This is a genomic window from Pilimelia anulata (genome assembly GCF_014647895.1).
Taxonomy (GTDB): Bacteria; Actinomycetota; Actinomycetes; order Mycobacteriales; family Micromonosporaceae; genus Pilimelia; species Pilimelia anulata.
In genome coordinates this window covers 225,333-242,927 of record NZ_BMQB01000008.1, presented here as the reverse complement: position 1 = coordinate 242,927, position 17,595 = coordinate 225,333, and the positions used below count along the sequence as shown (strand labels likewise).

16 protein-coding genes and 2 pseudogenes are annotated in these 17,595 nt (G+C 78.5%); 7 read left to right on the top strand and 11 right to left on the bottom strand.

The genetic code is table 11. The annotated features are described in order from the left end of the window. From IEY94_RS18270 to IEY94_RS18260, 3 genes are all read right to left on the bottom strand, one after another. Window positions 1–408: condensation domain-containing protein (locus IEY94_RS18270; protein ID WP_189171420.1), on the bottom strand; the 408-nt coding region annotated here is incomplete at its 3' end. A 59-nt stretch (window positions 409–467) separates the two neighbouring features. Continuing rightward, a complete protein-coding gene (locus IEY94_RS18265; protein WP_189171419.1) occupies window positions 468–686 on the bottom strand; it encodes an MbtH family protein in 219 nt (72 codons plus the stop codon). Window positions 687–917: 231 nt separating this feature from the next. Then, window positions 918–1,370, bottom strand: a complete 453-nt coding sequence (locus tag IEY94_RS18260; RefSeq protein ID WP_189171418.1) for an RICIN domain-containing protein — start codon at window positions 1,368–1,370, stop codon at window positions 918–920. Window positions 1,371–1,553: 183 nt separating this feature from the next. Here IEY94_RS18260 and IEY94_RS18255 point away from each other — a divergent pair, with 183 nt between their 5' ends. Then, window positions 1,554–3,278 (top strand): glycosyltransferase, encoded by a 1,725-nt coding sequence (locus IEY94_RS18255; protein WP_189171417.1) that lies wholly within the window; start codon window positions 1,554–1,556, stop codon window positions 3,276–3,278. Continuing rightward, on the top strand, window positions 3,209–4,294 hold the full coding sequence (locus IEY94_RS18250; protein WP_189171416.1) for a phosphotransferase family protein: 1,086 nt from the start codon (window positions 3,209–3,211) through the stop codon (window positions 4,292–4,294). The genes IEY94_RS18255 and IEY94_RS18250 overlap by 70 nt, the downstream gene beginning before the upstream one ends. Window positions 4,295–4,315: 21 nt before the next feature. Here IEY94_RS18250 and IEY94_RS18245 read toward each other — a convergent pair whose 3' ends face one another. From IEY94_RS18245 to IEY94_RS18220, 6 genes and pseudogenes are all read right to left on the bottom strand, one after another. Then, entirely contained in the window at window positions 4,316–5,986 is a 1,671-nt protein-coding gene (locus tag IEY94_RS18245; protein ID WP_189171415.1) for a monocarboxylic acid transporter, read from the bottom strand. Between the two features lie 134 nt (window positions 5,987–6,120). Then, window positions 6,121–6,420 (bottom strand): annotated as a pseudogene (locus tag IEY94_RS23685) (DUF485 domain-containing protein); the annotation flags it as partial. Window positions 6,421–6,578: 158 nt separating this feature from the next. Continuing rightward, window positions 6,579–7,004, bottom strand: a pseudogene (locus IEY94_RS18235) (YybH family protein); the annotation flags it as partial. Next, window positions 7,001–7,474, bottom strand: coding sequence for a VOC family protein (locus IEY94_RS18230; protein WP_189171412.1), 474 nt, complete (start codon window positions 7,472–7,474; stop codon window positions 7,001–7,003). The pseudogene IEY94_RS18235 and the gene IEY94_RS18230, both read right to left, overlap by 4 nt. Window positions 7,475–7,651: 177 nt before the next feature. Beyond that, the gene (locus tag IEY94_RS18225; protein ID WP_189171411.1) at window positions 7,652–8,296 is read right to left on the bottom strand and encodes a response regulator; all 645 of its coding nucleotides are present in this window, start codon (window positions 8,294–8,296) and stop codon (window positions 7,652–7,654) included. Then, window positions 8,293–9,600: a sensor histidine kinase gene (locus IEY94_RS18220; RefSeq protein ID WP_189171410.1), complete on the bottom strand. Its 1,308-nt coding sequence runs from the start codon at window positions 9,598–9,600 to the stop codon at window positions 8,293–8,295. Before IEY94_RS18220 ends, IEY94_RS18225 begins: the two co-directional genes overlap by 4 nt. A 94-nt stretch (window positions 9,601–9,694) precedes the next feature. On the opposite strand from IEY94_RS18220, the gene IEY94_RS18215 reads away from it, so the two are divergent. Both IEY94_RS18215 and IEY94_RS18210 read left to right on the top strand, forming a co-directional pair. Beyond that, the gene (locus tag IEY94_RS18215) at window positions 9,695–10,465 is read left to right on the top strand and encodes an ABC transporter ATP-binding protein (RefSeq protein WP_189171409.1); all 771 of its coding nucleotides are present in this window, start codon (window positions 9,695–9,697) and stop codon (window positions 10,463–10,465) included. Further along, window positions 10,459–12,915 (top strand): FtsX-like permease family protein, encoded by a 2,457-nt coding sequence (locus tag IEY94_RS18210; RefSeq protein WP_189171408.1) that lies wholly within the window; start codon window positions 10,459–10,461, stop codon window positions 12,913–12,915. The genes IEY94_RS18215 and IEY94_RS18210 overlap by 7 nt, the downstream gene beginning before the upstream one ends. A 90-nt stretch (window positions 12,916–13,005) precedes the next feature. Here IEY94_RS18210 and IEY94_RS18205 read toward each other — a convergent pair whose 3' ends face one another. Continuing rightward, the gene (locus IEY94_RS18205) at window positions 13,006–13,515 is read right to left on the bottom strand and encodes a phospholipase (RefSeq protein ID WP_189171407.1); all 510 of its coding nucleotides are present in this window, start codon (window positions 13,513–13,515) and stop codon (window positions 13,006–13,008) included. A gap of 213 nt (window positions 13,516–13,728) precedes the next feature. Here IEY94_RS18205 and IEY94_RS18200 point away from each other — a divergent pair, with 213 nt between their 5' ends. From IEY94_RS18200 to IEY94_RS18190, 3 genes are read left to right on the top strand one after another with little or no spacing between them, the layout of a single operon-like run. After that, window positions 13,729–14,772 (top strand): outer membrane protein assembly factor BamB family protein, encoded by a 1,044-nt coding sequence (locus IEY94_RS18200; RefSeq protein WP_189171406.1) that lies wholly within the window; start codon window positions 13,729–13,731, stop codon window positions 14,770–14,772. Further along, the gene (locus tag IEY94_RS18195; RefSeq protein WP_189171405.1) at window positions 14,769–15,887 is read left to right on the top strand and encodes an outer membrane protein assembly factor BamB family protein; all 1,119 of its coding nucleotides are present in this window, start codon (window positions 14,769–14,771) and stop codon (window positions 15,885–15,887) included. The genes IEY94_RS18200 and IEY94_RS18195 overlap by 4 nt, the downstream gene beginning before the upstream one ends. After that, window positions 15,884–17,155 (top strand): outer membrane protein assembly factor BamB family protein, encoded by a 1,272-nt coding sequence (locus IEY94_RS18190; RefSeq protein ID WP_189171404.1) that lies wholly within the window; start codon window positions 15,884–15,886, stop codon window positions 17,153–17,155. Before IEY94_RS18195 ends, IEY94_RS18190 begins: the two co-directional genes overlap by 4 nt. A gap of 173 nt (window positions 17,156–17,328) precedes the next feature. Here IEY94_RS18190 and IEY94_RS18185 read toward each other — a convergent pair whose 3' ends face one another. Next, complete coding sequence (locus IEY94_RS18185) at window positions 17,329–17,589, bottom strand: hypothetical protein (RefSeq protein ID WP_189171403.1); 261 nt, start codon at window positions 17,587–17,589, stop codon at window positions 17,329–17,331. Window positions 17,590–17,595: the final 6 nt, after the last annotated feature.

The window sequence follows — 17,595 nt, the reverse complement described above, 5'->3', positions numbered from 1 at the left end:
TGTCATGGAGGTGCCGTCGCCGGCGATGTGGTGCAGGCAGATGGCGAGCAGGTGCTCGTCGTCGCTGATGGTGTAGAGGCGCACCCGCAGCGGCGGCTCCGACTCCAGGTCGAACGGCCGGCGGCACAGCCGCTCCGCGGCCGCGTCCGCCTCGGCGGCGGTGACCCGGGCGGCGGCGAAGTCCACCGGCGTGTCGGCGATCGGCAGGACGCGCTGGCCGGGCTCCCCGTCGGCCTCGCCGTACACGGTGCGCAGGATGTCGTGCCGGGCCATCAGGTCGCCGACGGCGGCGCGCAGCGCGGGCACGTCGACCGGGCCGTGCAGGCGGGTGAGGACCGGGATGTTGTACGTCGCCGAGGGTCCCTCGTAGCGGTACAGGAACCACAACCGGCGCTGCGCGGACGACAACGGGACCATGGGAAGCTCTCTCTCGGCGACGGGGCGGGCGGTCCGGGGCGGCGGCGCGGCTAGGCCGGCCGGTCGGCGCGCATGGCGTCGACGAGGCTGCGCGGGCGCATGTCCACCCAGTTCGCCTCGACGTACGCCAGGCACTCCGCCCGCGTGGTCTCCGGCAGGGCGACGGTCCAGCCGGCGGGCACGTCCACGAAGGACGGCCACAGCGAGTGCTGGTTCTCGTCGTTGACCAGGACGGTGAAGCGGCCGTTCTCGTCGTCGAAGGGGTTCATGCCGGGGCTCCTCAGCAGCGGGGGCGGCCGCGGGTGCGGCGGTGCCCGGCCGGGGCGGGGGCACCGGGGCCAGCGTGGCGGTCGGCGCTTACCGGGGGCTTCCCGGATTCTTCCCGCGGCGCCGGCGACGGCCGGGAACGCGGCGGACCCGCCGCGGGAAGCCCCGCGGCGGGTCCGGTGACCCCCGGCAGGGGGTCGGTGTCGATCAGTGGTGGGCAGGGCCCGGCAGGGCTAGTTCCACCACTGGTAGTTGCCGCCGTTGCAGGCGTGCGTGTAGAGCTGCTTGGCGGCGTTGCTGTCGAGGCAGAAGCCGGTGGCGACGTTCTTGAAGCCGACGTCGCCGCCGCGGCGCAGGACGGTCCACTTCTGGTAGCTGCCGCCGTTGCAGGCGTGGGTGTACGCCTGCTTGGCGGCGTTGCTGTCGAGACAGAAGCCGGTGGCGACGTTCTTCAGGACGACGCCGCCGCTGGACTGGACGTCCCACTTCTGGTAGTTGCCGCCGTTGCAGCCGTGCGTGTATGCCTGCTTGGCGGCGTTGCTGTCCAGGCAGAAGCCCGTGGCCACGTTCTTGAACGTCTGGACGGACGGTGCGGCGGCGCTGGCCGGCGAACCGACCGCGATCCCGGTGATCGCGAGCGCCGCGGCGGCCCCGGCGGACAGGAGCCTGGCAGTGGTGCTGGTCATGCAATGCCTCCCCGGCAGTGGGATGGACGACTCGCGGATGCGGCAGCATCCACGATTGACGTTCGTCAGCCTAGAGGGCCACATCGGACGATCGCTACCGGCTGGTACCGGTCCGGACTGTGAACCGTCTCATAGCGACGGCCGTAACACCGCGTGGCGGCGCCGGTTGCCTATCGTGAACGGATGGCCCACCCCTCGCGCCGCACCCCGGCGACGCCGGCGCAGCGGCGGGCCGACCGCCGGCGCCGGCTGCTCGGCCTCCTGGCCGCGGCCCTCGGCGCCGGTTACCTGGGCTGGACCGTCGCCACCCTGAACCCGGCCGCGCCGTGGCTGGCCGCGCCGGTCGCCGGGGCGCACGCGCTGTTCGTCGGCCAGGTGTGGCTGGCGGTGGTCAACCACTGGCACCGCAGCCACCCGGCGCTGCCGCCGCCGCTGCCCCGCGGCGCCGAGCCGCCGGTCGCGGTCGTCGTCCCGACCAGCGGCGAGCCGGTGCCGATGCTGCGCCGGACCCTGTGCAGCGTGCTCGACCAGGACTGGCCCGGCGACGGGCTGGTGCTGGTCGTCGGCGACGACGCCGGGCGGGCCGCGGTGCGGGCGCTGGTCGCGGAGCTGGCCGCCGGCTACCCGGCGCCGGCCCTGCACTACCTGCGCCCGCCGCCGCGCGGCGCCGCCGCCCGCCGCGGCGCCGGCAAGGCCGGCAACCTCAACGCCGCCCTGGACCTGCTCGACGCGGTCGCGCCCGCCGCCCGGTACGTCGAGTTCCGGGACGCCGACGACCTGGTCGGCGACCCGCTGTTCCTGCGCCGGGTGGTCGGGCACCTCGCCGCCCGCCCCGAGCTGGCCTACGCCCAGACGATCAAGGACGCCCGGGTGTCGCCGGGGGACCCGTTCGGCAACCGGCACGCGCTGTTCTACCGCGGGGTGCTGTACTCCCGGGACGCCGCCGGGGCCGTCCCGCCGTGCGGCAGCGGGCTGGTCTGGCGCCGCGCCGACCTGCGGGCGATCGGCGGCCTGCCGACGTGGAGCCTGGTCGAGGACGTGTACTCCGGGTACGTCGCTTGGCGCACCGGCCGCCGCGGCACCCACCTGCCGGTGCGCGGCGCCGTCGCCCAGATCGCCCCGGAGGACCTGCCGAACGTGTACCGGCAGCGCGGCACCTGGGCGCTGGACACCCTGCGCACGTTCCTCTGGCGCTGCCCGCTGTGGGCCCGCGGCCTGACCGGCCGGCAGCGGGCGCACCTGACCGAGCAGGCCGCCTACTACCTCACCGCGTTCCCGACGCTGGCGCTGATCCTCGCCCCGGCCGCCGCCCTGCTGCTGGACCGGCGGGCCGTGCTGGCCCCGCCGCTGCCGTACGCGGCGGCCACGGCGGCGTACCTCGCCGCCGGCACCCTGTTCACCCGGTCGCTGGCCGACCGGCTGCCGTGGCGGGACCTGCTGCGCGGCCGGCAGGTGTACACCGGCCTGGCGCCGCTGTTCGCGCTGGCCGCCCTGCGCGCCCTGTGGTACGGCCCGCGGCGCAAGCCGGACTGCCCGGTGACCCGCAAGGTGCACCGGCCGGGCCTGTACCCGCGGCTGGTGCTGCCGCAGGCGGTGCTGTGCGCGCTGCTCGGCACGGCGGTCGTGGTGCACCTGAGCCGGCACGCGCTGTCCACTCTGGACGCGGGGGCGCTGCTGTGGGCATGCTGGCACCTGTGGCCGCTCGGCCGGTTCGTCGGCCGGGCCCGGTACGGGTGGCGCGCCCGGTTCCACCGGCGTGACCGGTTCCGCTGGCGCCCCCGGCTCCGGCGGCCGCCGGGCCGCCGCGCCCGCCCGCCCGCCGACCCCGGAGGTGCGCCGTGCCCGCCGCCCGCCCCCGCGCCGCGGCCGTCCAGCGCGCGCTCGACCGGTTCGGGCTCGGCCGGCTGACCGGCCTGGCGCCGCTGGCCGGCGGCAGCTTCGGGCAGAACCACGCCGTCGACACCGACCGCGGCCGGTGGGTGCTGCGCGGCCCGCCGCACACCGACCGGCAGTTGCCCACCGAGGCGCACTTCGCCGGGCTGCTCGCCCGGCACGGCCTGCCGGCGCCGTGGCCGTACCACGTCGACCCGCGGGCGGACCTGCTCGGCTGGCCGTACGCGCTCATGCCGCTGCTGCCCGGCCGGACCGCCGGCGACCCGGCCACCCGCGCCGCGACCGGCGGGTCCGCGGCCGACGCCGGGCCGGTCGCCGCGCTGCTCGGCGCGACGCTGGCCGCGCTGCACGCCGTCCCCGGCCCGCACCCCGGCCGCTGGCAGCCGGGCCGCGGGGTCCGCCCGCTCGACCCGGTCACCGAGCTGGCCTGGTGGGGGCGCCCCGACCCGGCCGCCGCCGCCCGGGCGCCGCGGATCGGGTACGGCGAACGGGCCCGCCGCCGGACCCGGCACCGGCTGGCGGCGGCCCGCGCGCACGACCCCGCCGGCACCACGGCGGCGGACCTGGCCCGGGTCGGGGAGTTGCTGGCCGCGGCGGCGCCGGCGCTGGCCGCCGACCCGTACGCCGCCGACCCGGCCGGCCCGGCCACCGTGGTCATGCACGATTTCCACGCCGGCAACGTGCTGGTCGACCGCGACCCCGGCGGCGCCTGGCGGACCACCGGCGTCCTGGACTTCATGGAGTGCCACTACGGCGACCCGGAGGCCGACCTGCCGCGGCAGCTCTGCGCGTACCTCGACGAGGACCCGGCCGGCGGCCTCGCCCGGGCGTTCGTCGGCGGGTACCTGGACCGGCGGCCGGCGCGGCCCGGCCTGGCCGCCCGGTTCCCCGCGTACCTGCTGCTGGACCGGGCCGAGCTGTGGGGCTTCCTGTGCCAGCACCGGCGGCGGCCGGGCGGCGCCACGTTCGCCGGGTGGGCCGGGCACTACCTCGACCTGGCGGCGGCCGCGGTACCGGCGCTCGGCCGGTGACCCCGGCGCCGGGCCGAGCGGTCAGTGGGCGCCGGAGCCGGTGAGCGCCCGGTGCTCCAGCGCCGCGAACGCCGCGTCGTCCGCCGCGTCCCGGCGCCGCCGCCCGGTGGCCGCGCCGAGCGCCGCCAGCGCGAAGCCCGCCGGAATGGAGATCAGGCCGGGGTTCTCCAGCGGTACCGGCGCCACGGTCGTGCAACTGAACAGCGCGCCCGGGTTGCCCACCGTCGTCGCGCCCGCCGGCACGCCGCAGGTCGCGGCCTGCTTCGCGGTCAGCTTCACCGCCGGCTTGGTGGCCGAGGCGCCGCCCCAGCAGATCGGGCTGAGCAGCACCACGCCGACCGCGGCGACCAGCCCGCCGACGATGCCCCAGACCGCCCCGCGGGTGGTGAACCGGCGCCAGAACAGCGTGAACAGCAGCACCGGCAGGTTCGCCGACGCGGCGATCGCGAACGCCAGCGCCACCAGGAAGGCGACGTTGAGGTCGCGGGCGAACACCGACAGCCCGATCGACAGCGCCCCGATCACCACGGCCGCCAGCCGGGCCACCCGCATCTCCCGCCGCTCGTCGCCGGCGCCGCGGCGCAGCACGTTCGCGTACAGGTCGTGCGCCACCGACGACGACGCCGCGAGGGTGAGCCCGGCGACCACGGCGAGGATCGTGGCGAACGCCACCGCGGCGATGAACGCCAGCATGAACGACCCGCCGGCCGTCCCGGCGCCGCCGCCGAGGGTCTCGGCGAGCAGCGTCGCCGCGGTGTTGCCGCTGGGGTCGGACGCCTTGATGTCCGCCCCGCCGACCAGCGCCGCCGCGCCGAACCCGAGGACGAGCGTCATCAGGTAGAACACGCCGATGATGCCGATCGCCCAGAGCACGCTGCGCCGGGCGGCCCGGGCGCTGGGCACGGTGTAGAAGCGGATGAGGATGTGCGGCAGGCCGGCGGTCCCGAGCACCAGGGCCAGGCCGAGCGAGAGCAGGTCGAGCTTGCTCCACGCGTCGGTGGCGCCGTACTTCAGGCCGGGCTCCAGGAAGGCCAGCCCCTTGCCGGACCGGTCGGCGGCCGCGCCGAGCAGCTCGGAGACGTCGAAGTGGTAGTGCGCCAGCACCAGCACCGTCATCAGCGCGGCACCGGCCATCAGCAGCACGGCCTTGACGATCTGCACCCAGGTGGTGCCCTTCATCCCGCCGACGGTCACGTAGAAGATCATCAGCGCGCCGACGGCGACGATCACCCACACCTTCGGCGCGACGCCGGTGACGCCGAGCAGCAGCGACACCACCGAGGCCGCGCCGACCATCTGCGCCACCAGGTAGAACGTCGACACGACCACGGTGGACACCCCGGCGGCCAGCCGGACCGGGCGGGCGCGCAGCCGGGCGGCCAGCACGTCGGCCATCGTGTACCGGCCGCTGTTGCGCATCAGCTCGGCGACCAGCAGCAGCGCCACCAGCCAGGCGACGAGGAAACCGATCGAGTAGAGGAAGCCGTCGTACCCGTTCAGCGCGATCAGGCCGGCGATGCCGAGGAAGCTCGCGGCGGACATGTAGTCGCCGCCGATCGCGACGCCGTTCTGCATCGCGGAGAACGACCGGCCGCCGGCGTAGAAGTCGGCGGCGCTGCGGGTCTGCCGGCTCGCCCGGATCGTGATGGCCAGCGTGACGGCGACGAAGCCGAGGAACAGCGCGATCGTCACCGCACACCACCCGTCGCCCCGCCGTCGCCCGCCGGCCCGGCGCCGTCGCCCGCCCCGCTCGCGCCCGCCCCGGTGTCGGCCGCTCCGGTGTCGGCCGTCCCGCTGCCCGCCGGTGCGCTGCCGGCTGTGCCGCTGCCGGCCGGTGCGCTGCCGGCTGTCGCGTCGGCGGCGGCGCGGAGGCGGTCGGCCAGCGGGTCCAGCCGGCGGCGGGCGTACGCGGCGTACCAGGCGGCGATGCCGAACGTCGAGGCGAACTGCCCCAGCCCGAGCAGCAGCGCCACGTTCACGTTGCCGACCACCCGGACCGCCATCAGGTCGCGGGCGTACGCCGAGAGCAGCACGTACAGCAGGTACCAGCAGAGGAACGCCGCCGTCATCGGGAAGGCGAACCGGCGGTACCGCCGGCGCAGGACATCGAGGTCGGGCTCGGGCACGGGTACCTCCGCGGGCTCGGGGAGGACGCCGCACGCGGTCCGGCCCCGGCGCCCCGACGGATTCTCCGGGCGGTACCGGTCCGGGGCAAGGGGGACATGCCGGAACATTCACGATGGCGACACCGCCGTCCACCCCGTCCCGCTGCGCGCCCCTAGGCGGCGACCCCGTCGTCGCCGCCGACCAGCGCGAACGAGTGATGCTCGTGCGTGACGACCCAGCGCCCGCCCCGCTTGCGCAGGCCGACGGTCAGCCGCAGCCGCCGGTCGGGGTGGTCGCGCAGCTCGGTCGGGGTACCGCAGCGCAGCAGCGCCCGGGCGAACGCCACGTCGGCGCCGGCGGTCACGTCCAGCTCGACGAGGTCGAACCGGGCGCCGCCCTCCTGCCAGCTCAGGAACGGCGGCCAGGTGGCCCGGTACGCGGCGAGCCCGCGCACCCCGTCCTGCGGCGGCGGCACGTCGAACATCACTATGTCGTCGGCGTGGTCGGCCAGGACCGCGTCGAGGTCGCCGGCGTGCACGGCCCGCACCCATCGCTCGATCAGCCCGCGGATGACGACCTCGTCGGCGCTCGCCCCGCCGCTCACGCCGCAGCGCCCGCCCCGGCGCCGCCCCGCGGGTCGGCCCCGGCCGCCGGGTCCGGCGCCGGGCCGGCCAGGACGTCGAGGTAGTGCTGGTTGTACATCACGCCCAGCACGTTGCCGAACGGGTCCACCACGCTCGCCGTGACGAACCCCGGCCCGTGCTCGGTGATCGGCAGGTACGGCGTCGCCCCGAGCGCGAGCAGCCGGTCGACCGTCGCCGGCAGGTCGTCCACGTGCCAGTGCATGATCGCGCCGCCGGGCTCGGTCGGCGCGCCGGGCGGGGCGTACCGGCGGTCGATGATGCCCAGCTCGGCCAGGCGGTCGCCGATCCGGAACTCGGCGTAGGCCAGCCGCCCGTCCGGCCCGGGCCTGGTGAAGTACGCCGGCCGCCCGAGGAACTCCGTGTACCAGGCCACCGCCGCCGCCGGGTCGTCCGCCCAGTAGTTGATCGTGCTGAATCCGCGCAGGCTCATCGCTCGTCCCTCCCGTACCGTCGCCGGGCACGCTAGCCGGGGCCACCGACATTCCCCGACGCGCCGCCGCCAACCCCGCCGGCGCCCGGTATCGCCCCGCCCGCGCGACTCCCCCGGATCGGCAGCCCGCCCGGCCGGCACCGGCGGGCGCCCCGGCCATCAACCGCGCCCCGGCGATCAGCCGCGCGCCTCGTGCACCAGGATCGCCGCCTGCACCCGGTTGGCCAGCGACAGCTTCGCCAGCGCCCGGCTGACGTGCGCCTTCACGGTCGCCTCGCGCATGTCCAGCCGCCGGCCGATCTCCGCGTTGGACAGCCCCTCGGCCACCGCGTCGACCACCTCGGCCTCCCGGCCGGTCAGCGCCGCCAGCCGCCGCCGCGCCTCGTCCGCCCGGCTCGGCCCGCGCTCGGCGAACGTGCTGATCAGCCTGCGGGTGACCCGCGGCGAGAGCATCGCGTGCCCGGCCGCCACCGTGCGCACCGCCGCCGCCAGCTCCCGCGGCGGGGTGTCCTTGAGCAGGAAGCCGACCGCCCCGGCGCGCAGCGCGGCGTGCACGTACTCGTCCAGGTCGAACGTCGTCAGCATCACCACCCGCGGCGGGTCCGGCAGCGCGGCCAGCCCGGCCGCGGCGGCCAGGCCGTCCTGGCGGGGCATCCGGACGTCCAGCAGCACCACGTCCGGCCGGTGCCGGGCCGCCGCGGCGACCCCCTCGGCGCCGTCGCGGGCCTCGGCGACCACCGCGATGTCGTCGCTGGCCTCCAGGATCATCCGCAGCCCGGACCGGACCAGCTCCTCGTCGTCGACCACCAGCACCCGGATCACGTCGCCTCCTCCACCCCGGCCGGCAGCCGCGCCTCGAGGGCGAAGCCGCCGCCCGGCTCCGGCCCGTACGCCAGCCGGCCGGCCACCAGCGCCACCCGCTCGGCCAGCCCGGTGAGGCCGTACCCGCTGGGCGCCTCCCCGTCGCCGGGGAGACCGTTCCCGCTCGGCGCCTCCCCGTCGCCGGGGAGACCGTTCCCGCTGGGCGCCTCCCCGGCGCCGGCCGCCGGCCGCGGCTCCGGCGGGGTGTTGCGGACGGTCACCGTCAGCCGCGTCGGCTCGTACCGCAGCGTCACCGCCACCGCCGCGCCCGGCGCGTGCTTGTGCACATTGGTCAGCGCCTCCCGCACCACCCGGTACGCGGTCCGGCCGACCACCGGCGCGAGCGGCCGGGCGCCGCCGCTGACCCGCAGGTCCGCGGGCACCCCGGCGGCCACCGACTGCGCCACCAGCCCCGGTACGTCGTCGACGCCCGGCTGCGGGGCCAGCGGCGCGCCGTCGTCCGGCTCGCGCAGCGCGCCGAGCGCCGCCCGCAGCTCGACCAGGGCGGCCCGGCCGGTGGTCCGGATCAGGTCCGCCGCCGCGGCGGTCCGCTCGTCCGGCGCGTTGACCTCCAGCGCGCCCGCGTGCAGGACGATCAGCGACACCCGGTGCGCGACGACATCGTGCATCTCCCGGGCGATCCGCGCCCGCTCCTGCGCCCGGGCGGCGCCGACCGCGGCGGCCTCCTCCCGCTCCCGCCAGCGGGCCCGCTCGTGCAGCCCGGCCAGCACCTGCCGGCGGGCCTGCACCCACATCCCGAACACGAACGGCAGCGCCAGCCCCACCCCGGCGGTCAGCAGCGCCAGCAGCAGCGCGCCGCCGAGCTGGCCGCCGGCGATCCCGCCGAGCACCACCGGCAGCACCACGGCGGCGCCGGCCGCGACGAGGAACAGCAGCGCCCGCCGCCGGTCCAGCCGGGTCGCGGCGTGGTACGCGGCGATCGGCAGCGTCACCCAGACCGATGTCGCCCACCACAGCACGCCCGCGCAGGCGTACAGCGCCGCCGGCCGCCGCCGGGCCCGGTACGTCGCCCAGGTCGCCCACAGCGCCCCGGCGACCATCAGGCCGCCGATCAGCCAGCCCGCGGCGTTGCGGTCCGCGCCCCACGGCTCGTCGACGAACCAGCGCAGCGGCGGCATCGCCGGGGTGAGGAAGGACAGCAGGAACACCGTCGGCAGCAGCACCCAGGGCGCCAGCCGGCGGGCCCACCGGGCCGCCCCCGGATAGATCGGCGGGTAGATCACCCCGGCCCGCGTCCCCGTCATGCCCCGAGCGTACGGCCGGGGCGGCGCCGGGCGGGCCGCCGTCGGTCGACGCCACCCCCGACGAAAGTCGGGGGTCCGGATCGACCGCGGCCCGATGCCGGCCGGCGCCGGCCGGCCGAGCATCGGGGCCATGGAGATCACGGTACGGGGCGTGGGCCTCACCAAGACGTACGGCGCGGGCGACGCGGCCGTCACCGCGCTCGCGGGCGTGGACGTGGCCATTCGCCGCGGCGAGTTCTGCGCCATCATGGGCCCCTCGGGCTCCGGCAAGTCGACCCTCATGCACTGCCTCGCGGGCCTGGACACGCCCACGGCCGGCGACGTGCACCTCGGCGGCACCCGGCTCACCGGGCTGCGCGACGACGCGCTGACCGCGCTGCGCCGGGACCGGATCGGCTTCGTCTTCCAGGCGTTCAACCTGCTGCCGACGCTGACCGCGGCGGAGAACATCACCCTGCCGCTGGACCTGGCCGGCCGCCGCCCCGACCCGGCGTACCTGGACACCATCGTCGACGCCGTCGGCCTGCGCGACCGGCTCGACCACCGCCCGGCCCAGCTCTCCGGCGGCCAGCAGCAGCGGGTCGCCTGCGCCCGGGCCCTGGTCACCCGCCCGGACGTGGTGTTCGCCGACGAGCCGACCGGGGCGCTGGACTCGCGCGCGTCCGCCGAGGTCCTCGGCCTGCTCCGGCGCAGCGTGGACGCCCTCGGCCGGACCGTCGTCATGGTGACCCACGAGCCGACCGCCGCCGCGTACGCCGACCGGGTGCTGTTCCTCGCCGACGGCCGGCTGGTCGCCGAGCGGGCCGGCGCGACCGCCGACGGTATCCTCGACGCGCTCAAGTCGCTGGACGGTGCCCCGTGCTGAGGTCCCTGCTGCGCGACCTGCGCGCCCACCCCGGCCGGCTGGCGATGACGCTGCTGGCCATCGTCCTGTCGGTGTCGTTCGTGGTGGCGAGCTGGGTGTTCGCCGACTCGCTGTCGCGCACCGCCGCCGACGCCCGCACGCGCGACGACGCCGGCGTCCTCGTCGCCGCGGCGGCCCGCCCGTTCACCCCGGCCGAGCGGGACCGGCTGGCCGCGCTGCCCGGCGTCACCGCCGCCCGCGGCGTCGTCGTCGGCCGGGCCGGGTTCGTCCAGCGCGACGGCAAGCTCGGCGGGCTGTACGACCCCGGCCGCGGCGGCACCGACTGGGACGGCACCCGCCGGTTCGCCCTCGTCGCCGGCCGCGCGCCGGCCGGGGCGGGCGAGGTGGCGCTGGAGGAGGAGGCCGCCGAGCAGGGCGGCCGCCGGCCCGGCGACACCGTCCGGGTGCAGCTCGCCGGCGGTCGGACCCGGGACCTGACCGTCACCGGCCTGTTCACGTACCGGATGCTGGCCGGCGCGGTACCCGCGCTGGCGCTGCCCGAGGCGACCGCGCTGGAGCTGCTCGGCGGCGGGTTCGCGCAGGTCGAGCTGGACGGGCCCGACCCCGCCGCGCTCGCCGCCGCCGTCCGCGCGGCCCGCCCCGACCTGCCGGCCGACGCGGTCGCGCTCGCCACGGACCTGGCCGCGAAGCGGCGGGCGGCCGCCCGCGAGGAGGCCGAGGAGATCCGGCTGCTGCTGCTCGCCTTCGCCGCCGTCGCCGTCCTGGTCGGGGCGCTGGTCATCGCCAACACGTTCACCATCCTGGTCGCGCAGCGGACCCGGCAGTTCGCGCTGCTCCGGGCGGTCGGCGCCAGCCGGCGGCAGGTCCGCCGGGCGATCCTCGCCGAGGCCGCCGTCGTCGGCCTGCTCGGCGCGACCGCCGGCGGCGCGGCCGGGGTCGGGCTGGCGTACGGCGGGCTGGTCCTGCTGCGGGCCGCGGGGGAGGAGGTCACCCTCGCGCTCGGCCCGGCCGGGCTCGCCGTCGGGTACGCGATCGGGCTCGGGGTGACGCTGCTCGCCGCGTACGGCTCGGCCCGGCGCGCCGCCACCATCGCCCCGGTGGCCGCGCTGCGCACCGACGCGACCGTGCGCCGCCGCTCGCTGGCCCTGCGCGGGACCGCCGGGGTGCTCGCGCTCGCCGGCGGCGCCGCGGTCCTGCTGGTGGTCACCGACGGGCCGCTGAGCCGGGCCGACCGGGTGGCCGGCATCGGTGCGGTCCTCGCCGCCTGGCTGGGCGTCCTGCTGATCGGGCCGCTGCTGGCCGGGCTCGTGCTGCGCCCGCTGGCCGCGCTGACCCGGTACGGCGGCGGCCCGGCCCTGCGGCTGGCCGTGCGCAACGCGATCCGGGACCCGCGGCGGACCGCCGCCACCGCCTCGGCGCTGATGATCGGCGTGGCGCTGGTCTGCGCGTTCGCCACGATCGGCGCCAGCGCCGAGCGGCTGCTGATCGGCGACGTCGCCCGCACCCTGCCCGCCGGCACCGCGATCCTGCGCGCGCCCGGCTTCGCGTCCACCCTGGACGGCACCGTCGCCGACCGGGCCCGGGCCGCGGCCGGCGTCGACCGGGTCGCCGCCGTGCGCCCGCTGGTGGCCACCGTGGACGGCGAGCCGGACACCCTCCAGCTCGTCGACGCCGCACCGCTGGCCACCCTCGTCACCCCGACGATCGTCAGCGGCGCGGCCAGCGCCCGCGGCGGCGCGCTGGTGATGGACGACCCGGTCGGCGGCGCCCGGGCCCGGGTCGGCGACCGGCTGCGGCTCGGCCTGCCCGACGGCCGGGCGGCGACCGTACCGGTGGTCGGCACGTACCGGGCCGTGCAGGGCTTCGCCGGCACCCTGGTCGACGCCGCCCTCGTCCCCGGCGCGGCCGCGGTGCCGCCCGGCACCGTCTACGCCGGCGGCCCCGACCCGGCGGCCGCCCGGGCCGGGCTGCGGGCGGCGTTCGCCGACCGGCCGGACGTGCTGGTCGAGGACCGCGAGGCGACCATCGCGCAGCTCGGCGACGCGTTCGCCCTCACCCTGCGGGTCCTCGCCGTCCTGCTCGGGATGGGCGTGGTGATCGCGGTGTTCGGGGTGGTGAACACGCTCGCGCTGAGCGTGCACGAGCGGACCCGGGAGATCGGCGTCGCCCGCGCGGTCGGCGCCGGGCGGCGGCTGATCCGGCGGACCGTGCGCGGCGAGAGCACGGTCCTGGCCGGGTACGGCGCCGTGCTCGGCGTCGCCGTGGGCCTCGCCGTCGGCGCGATCATGCAGCACCTGCTGCTGGACGCGCCGGTCCTGGACGCGGTCGTGCCGGTCGGCACGGTCGCGGCGGCGCTCGGCGGCCTGGTGGCCGCGGGCGTGCTGGCCGCCTGGTGGCCGGCCCGGCGGGCCGCCCGGACCCCGGTGCTGACCGCCATCGCCACCGAGTAAACCCGGCGGCGCCCGCCCGCCGCGGCGGTGCATTGCGGCCCGCCCGCCCCGTCGCCCTGCCGGCGGGGCGGGCGGGCCGGCGGCGCGGCGTCAGCGAGGGGTCGACTGCGCCGCGATCTCCGCGTCCAGGGCGGCCCGGGCCGCCGCGAACCGCGGCCCGCCGAACTGCCGGACGGCCGCGTAGTACAGGTCCGCCACCCGGCGGCAGGCCACGTCCTTGCCGCAGATGCCGTACAGGTCCTTCTTGAGCTGGTTGTCGATGCGCAGCCGGCTGTTCTTGTCGAACCGGTGCTGCCGCTTGTGGTTGCGGTACCCGAAGTCGTGCCGGTGGCAGCCGGGCAGGAAGTCGTGCCCGGCGGGCCGGTCCGGCGACCAGGAGCAGCCGTCGCTGGCCCAGTCCAGCTCGCCCGGGCGCGGCTGCTGGCGGCGCAGGTCGACGAAGGCCGGCAGCGCGGTGGCGAACACCAGCCGGTCGGTGAACTGTTCGATGGTCTCCGCGCCGGCCGCGGCCGGCGCGGCGGCGAGGGCGGTGGCCAGGGCGGCCGCGGCGCCGAGGGCCGCGATCGTCCGGCGGGGGATGGTCCGGGTGGGGTGGCGCATGCCGCGCTCCCTTCGCGCCGGCTCCGCCCCCGTACGGATCGAGTGTCGTCTATTCTCAGGGTCCGCCGCGGGCGGCCGGATGAGAAGGGTCCGTTCGGCTGTTCCGGCACCGGGCGCACGGTTCGTCCCACGGGGGTGGCGGCGCGGGCCGCCGGGCCGCATCATGTCCACACGAGAGGGTCACCCGGGCGGGGGACGGGACGGAGGGGACCCATGGCCGTACGATCCGCCGCCGCACGACCCGCGGCCGCGCCGGGCCGCGTCCGCGCGCCCGGCCGCGCCGCGCGCCGCCGGGGCGAGCGGTGGCGGCTCGACCTGCCCGGCGGCCGCACGCTGGCCCCGCCGTACGAGGGCGTGCTGTACGCCGGCACCGACGACGGGCTCGCCGCCGTGGACGCCGCGACCGGCGCCCTGCGCTGGTCGCACGAGCTGCCGTACCGCGGCTCCCGCGCGGTCGCCGCGGCCGGCGACCTGGTCTTCGTCGGCGGCGAGGACACCGTCACCGCCCTCGACCGCCGGACCGGCGCGCCCCGCTGGGCGCAGCCCACCCGGTACCCCACCGGCCTGCGCGGCGTCAGCGGCGGCCTGCTGCTCGCCGTCGGCGAGCGGCCCGGCGGCGGGACCTTCCTCCAGGCCCGCGACCCGGCCACCGGCGCCGTCGCGTGGAACCTCGACGACACCGCGCTGCCCGGCGGCCCCGGCCCGGTCGGCCCGCTGCCGGCCGCCGTCCTGGCGGCCCGCGACCCGGCGGTCGAGTACGGGCGCCGCGTCGACCTGCTCACCCTCCCCGACGCCGCCGCCCGGTGGACCGCCGCCCGCACGAGCCTGCTGCCCGACGCCGGCCGCCCCGGCGCGCACGCCGGGTCACTGATCGCCGCCGGGTACCGGCTCGCCGACCGATCCGTGCTCTGGCTGGACGCCGACACCGGCGCGCTGACCTGGCAGGTCGCGGTACCGGGGCTGAGCCTGCTGCGGGTCGCCGACGGCGTGGTGTACGCGGGCGACCTCGACGGCGTGACCGCGATCGACGCCGGCCACGGCGGCCGGCGCTGGGCGTGGGCGCAGCCCCTGCGCGACCTCGCCGGTACCCCCGGCCGCGCGCACGTCGCCGCGCCCGACGCCCTGCACACCCTCGACTCGGCCACCGGCGCGGCCGTCGGCGACCCGCTGCCGTACGGCTGCCACGCCGTCGCCGCCGACGCCACCGGCGTGTACGCCCTCGACGGCGCCGGCCTCGTCGCCGCGGAGCCCCGGTGAGCGCCGCCCGGCTGCGCCGGCGCAGCCTGCTGGCCGCCGGCCTCGCCGCGGCGCTCGCGCCGCGCCCCGCCGCCGCCGCGCCCGCGCCGCGTCCCGCCCCGGCCCGGCCCGGCTGGACCCACCGGCTGCCGCGCGGCGCCGTGCGCGCGGCGCCCGCCCGCGGCGGCGACCTCGTCGCGCTCGTGCAGGTGCGCAGCGTGGTCGCGCTCGCCGCCGCCGACGGCCGGGAGCGGTGGCGGGTGCCGCTGGCCGACGACGCCGACGACGACGCCGGGATCGCGCTGGTCGTCAGCGGGGACCGGGTCATCGTCTGCCGTACCGAACCGGCCGACGGGGGCCAGCGGCGGGCCACGGTGTCGGCGCTGCGCGCGGCCGACGGCGCGCCGGCCTGGACGGCCCGGGTCCGCGGGCCGGTGACCCCCGGCGTGCGGGGCGGCACGCTGCTGCTGGAGTGCGGCTGGCCCCGCGACGCGTACGTGCAGGCCCGCGACCCCGGCACGGGCGCCGTCCGGTGGAACCGCCGGGCCGCCGCCCTCGGCGCCGCCGAGCCGGTCCGCCCCGCCGACCCGCTCGTCCCGGTCGCCGTGGAGCTGGACACCCCGCGGGCCGGCTGCCATCTGCTCGACGCCGCCACGGGCGACGCCCGCTGGCGGTCCGGGCGGGTGGCCGTCGCCGCGGCCGACCTCGCGCCCGGCGGCGGGTACCTCGCCGCGCTGACCGCGACCGCCGGCGAGGCCGAGCTGATCCGGCTCGCCCGCGCGACCGGCGGGCCCGAGTGGGCGGTGCCGGTCACCGACACCCGGGCCGTGCGGGCCGGCGCGGCGCACGTCGTCACCGTCACCGGCGGCGGCGAGGTCGCCGCCCGCGACCCGGCCACCGGCGCGGTCCGCTGGCGCTGGGTGGCGCCGGCCCCGCTGCGCGACCCCGCCGTCCTGCTCCCGCCCGGCGTCGTGCTGGTGTGGGGCGAGGAGCGGCTGTACCCGCTGGACGCCGCCACCGGCGCGCCGCTGCCCTCCCCGCTCGGTGCCGTGGAGTGGCGGCCGGCGCTGGACGCCGCCGCGCTCTACGCGATCAGCGGCCGCGACGTTGTCGCCCTGCCGCTGGGGTCCCGGTGACCCCCGCGCGGCGCCCCGCCGCCGTCACCCGGCGCGCCCTGCTGCGCGGCGCCGCCGCGGGCCTCGCCGCGGCGGCCGCCGGCGCGACCCCCGCCGCCGCGTCGCCGCCGGCATCCGCCGCCGCGGCCCCCGGCACCGCCCCGGCTACCCCGGGCACCGCCCCCGCGGGCCCGGACGCCGCTCCCGCGGCCCCGGGCGTCCGCGGTCCGGCCGGCGGGGCGCGGCGGGGTGGCCCGCCGCCCGTGCGGTGGCGGACCCCGCTGGCCGGCATCGGCGCGTTCACCCTCCGGGACCGGATCGTGTACGCGATGCAGGGCGCGACCCTGCGCGCCCTGTCCGCGGCCGACGGCGCGCCGCGCTGGCGGGTCCCGGTCGGCCCGCCCGACGACGCCCGGCTGCTCGACGTGGCCGTCGTCGCCGGCGCCGAACGGGTCGCCGCCACCGTCACCCGGCACCGCCCCGGCCCGAGCGGCCCGACCGTGGTCGGCGACGTGTTCGGCGCGGACGGCGCGCTCGGGTACCGATTGGACAGCGGCCGCGGCGACCTGCACTTCTTCGGCGACACCCTGGTCCGCAGCGTCCGGGCCTCGCACTCGTCCTTCCACTATGTCGAGGCGTACGGGCCGGACGGCGCCGTCCGGTGGCAGACCGACGACCTCGGCTCGGCGTGGCTGAGCGGCCTGCCCCCGGTGGCCGGCCCGGCCGCGCGGGCGCTGCTGACCATCGAGGACGACGCCGGCGGCACCCGGCTCGCGCTCGTCGACACAGCCACCGGCGCCGCCCGCTGGTCGGTCGACGGCGTCGGGCAGCCGGCGCCGCTCGGGCTGGACGAGGGGGATCGGCTGCTGGTACCGCTGGTCCCCGCGGACGGGCGGCGCGACCGCCGGACCCGGCTGTACTGGCTCGACCCGGCCACCGGCGCGGCCGCCAGCAGCGTGCCGGTGGAGGAGTTCGCCGGCCAGCTTCGCTGCGGCGGGACGCTGTTCGTGGTCACGTACGACGGGGCGGTGCTGGCGCTGGACCCGGCGTCCGGGGTGGCGCGCTGGCGGGCCCACCTCGACGCCCCGCCCGCGGCGACGGCGCTCGCGGCGAGCGGCGGGGCGCTGCTGGTGTGGGCCGACGACCGGGTGTACCCGCTGGACCCGGCGTCGGGGGCGGCCCGGGGCGCGCCGTGGCCGGGGGTGGCCGCGCCGGTGTGCGCCGACGCCGCCGGCGTGTACGCCAGGGTCGGCAACGAGCTGGTCGCCTACGCGCCGCCCACCGGCTGACCGGCCGCGATCACCGGACACCACCGGCTCGAACCGGACGGTCACCGACCCGCCGCCACCGCCGGATCGTACGGCGCAACCACCGATCCGCCGCGGTCGGATCGGTTCGCGCGACCGCCGGCCGGCGGCTGCGCCGCGGCCGGTGCGGGTGGTACCGGTGCGCCCGGTGCGGCTCAGGAGCCGCCGGGATGGGTGGCGATCAGGCCGGCCAGCCGTTCGACCTCGCGCATCGGCAGGTTGACGCCGAGAGCGCGGAGCTGGGTGGCCATCTCGGCGGCAACCTCCGCCAACGGCCGGCCGGCGAAATTGCCTGACATATTCTTGATGACCTGCTCGACCCGGACCTCCTGGTGCCGGTTCAGCGCGGAGCGGTAGCCCCCGCCGTCGCCGGCGGCGCTGATGGGTTGGGTGGGGCGCGCCTGTTCGTGCGACATGCAATG

Bases quoted from the DNA above. Each gene is read 5' to 3' on its own strand.
- IEY94_RS18265 (WP_189171419.1), bottom strand. From the start codon at position 686: ATGAACCCCTTCGACGACGAGAACGGCCGCTTCACCGTCCTGGTCAAC.
- IEY94_RS18260 (WP_189171418.1), bottom strand. From the start codon at position 1,370: ATGACCAGCACCACTGCCAGGCTCCTGTCCGCCGGGGCCGCCGCGGCG.
- IEY94_RS18255 (WP_189171417.1), top strand. From the start codon at position 1,554: ATGGCCCACCCCTCGCGCCGCACCCCGGCGACGCCGGCGCAGCGGCGG.
- IEY94_RS18230 (WP_189171412.1), bottom strand. From the start codon at position 7,474: ATGAGCCTGCGCGGATTCAGCACGATCAACTACTGGGCGGACGACCCG.
- IEY94_RS18220 (WP_189171410.1), bottom strand. From the start codon at position 9,600: ATGACGGGGACGCGGGCCGGGGTGATCTACCCGCCGATCTATCCGGGG.
- IEY94_RS18215 (WP_189171409.1), top strand. From the start codon at position 9,695: ATGCCGGCCGGCGCCGGCCGGCCGAGCATCGGGGCCATGGAGATCACG.
- IEY94_RS18205 (WP_189171407.1), bottom strand. From the start codon at position 13,515: ATGCGCCACCCCACCCGGACCATCCCCCGCCGGACGATCGCGGCCCTC.
- IEY94_RS18200 (WP_189171406.1), top strand. From the start codon at position 13,729: ATGGCCGTACGATCCGCCGCCGCACGACCCGCGGCCGCGCCGGGCCGC.
- IEY94_RS18185 (WP_189171403.1), bottom strand. From the start codon at position 17,589: ATGTCGCACGAACAGGCGCGCCCCACCCAACCCATCAGCGCCGCCGGC.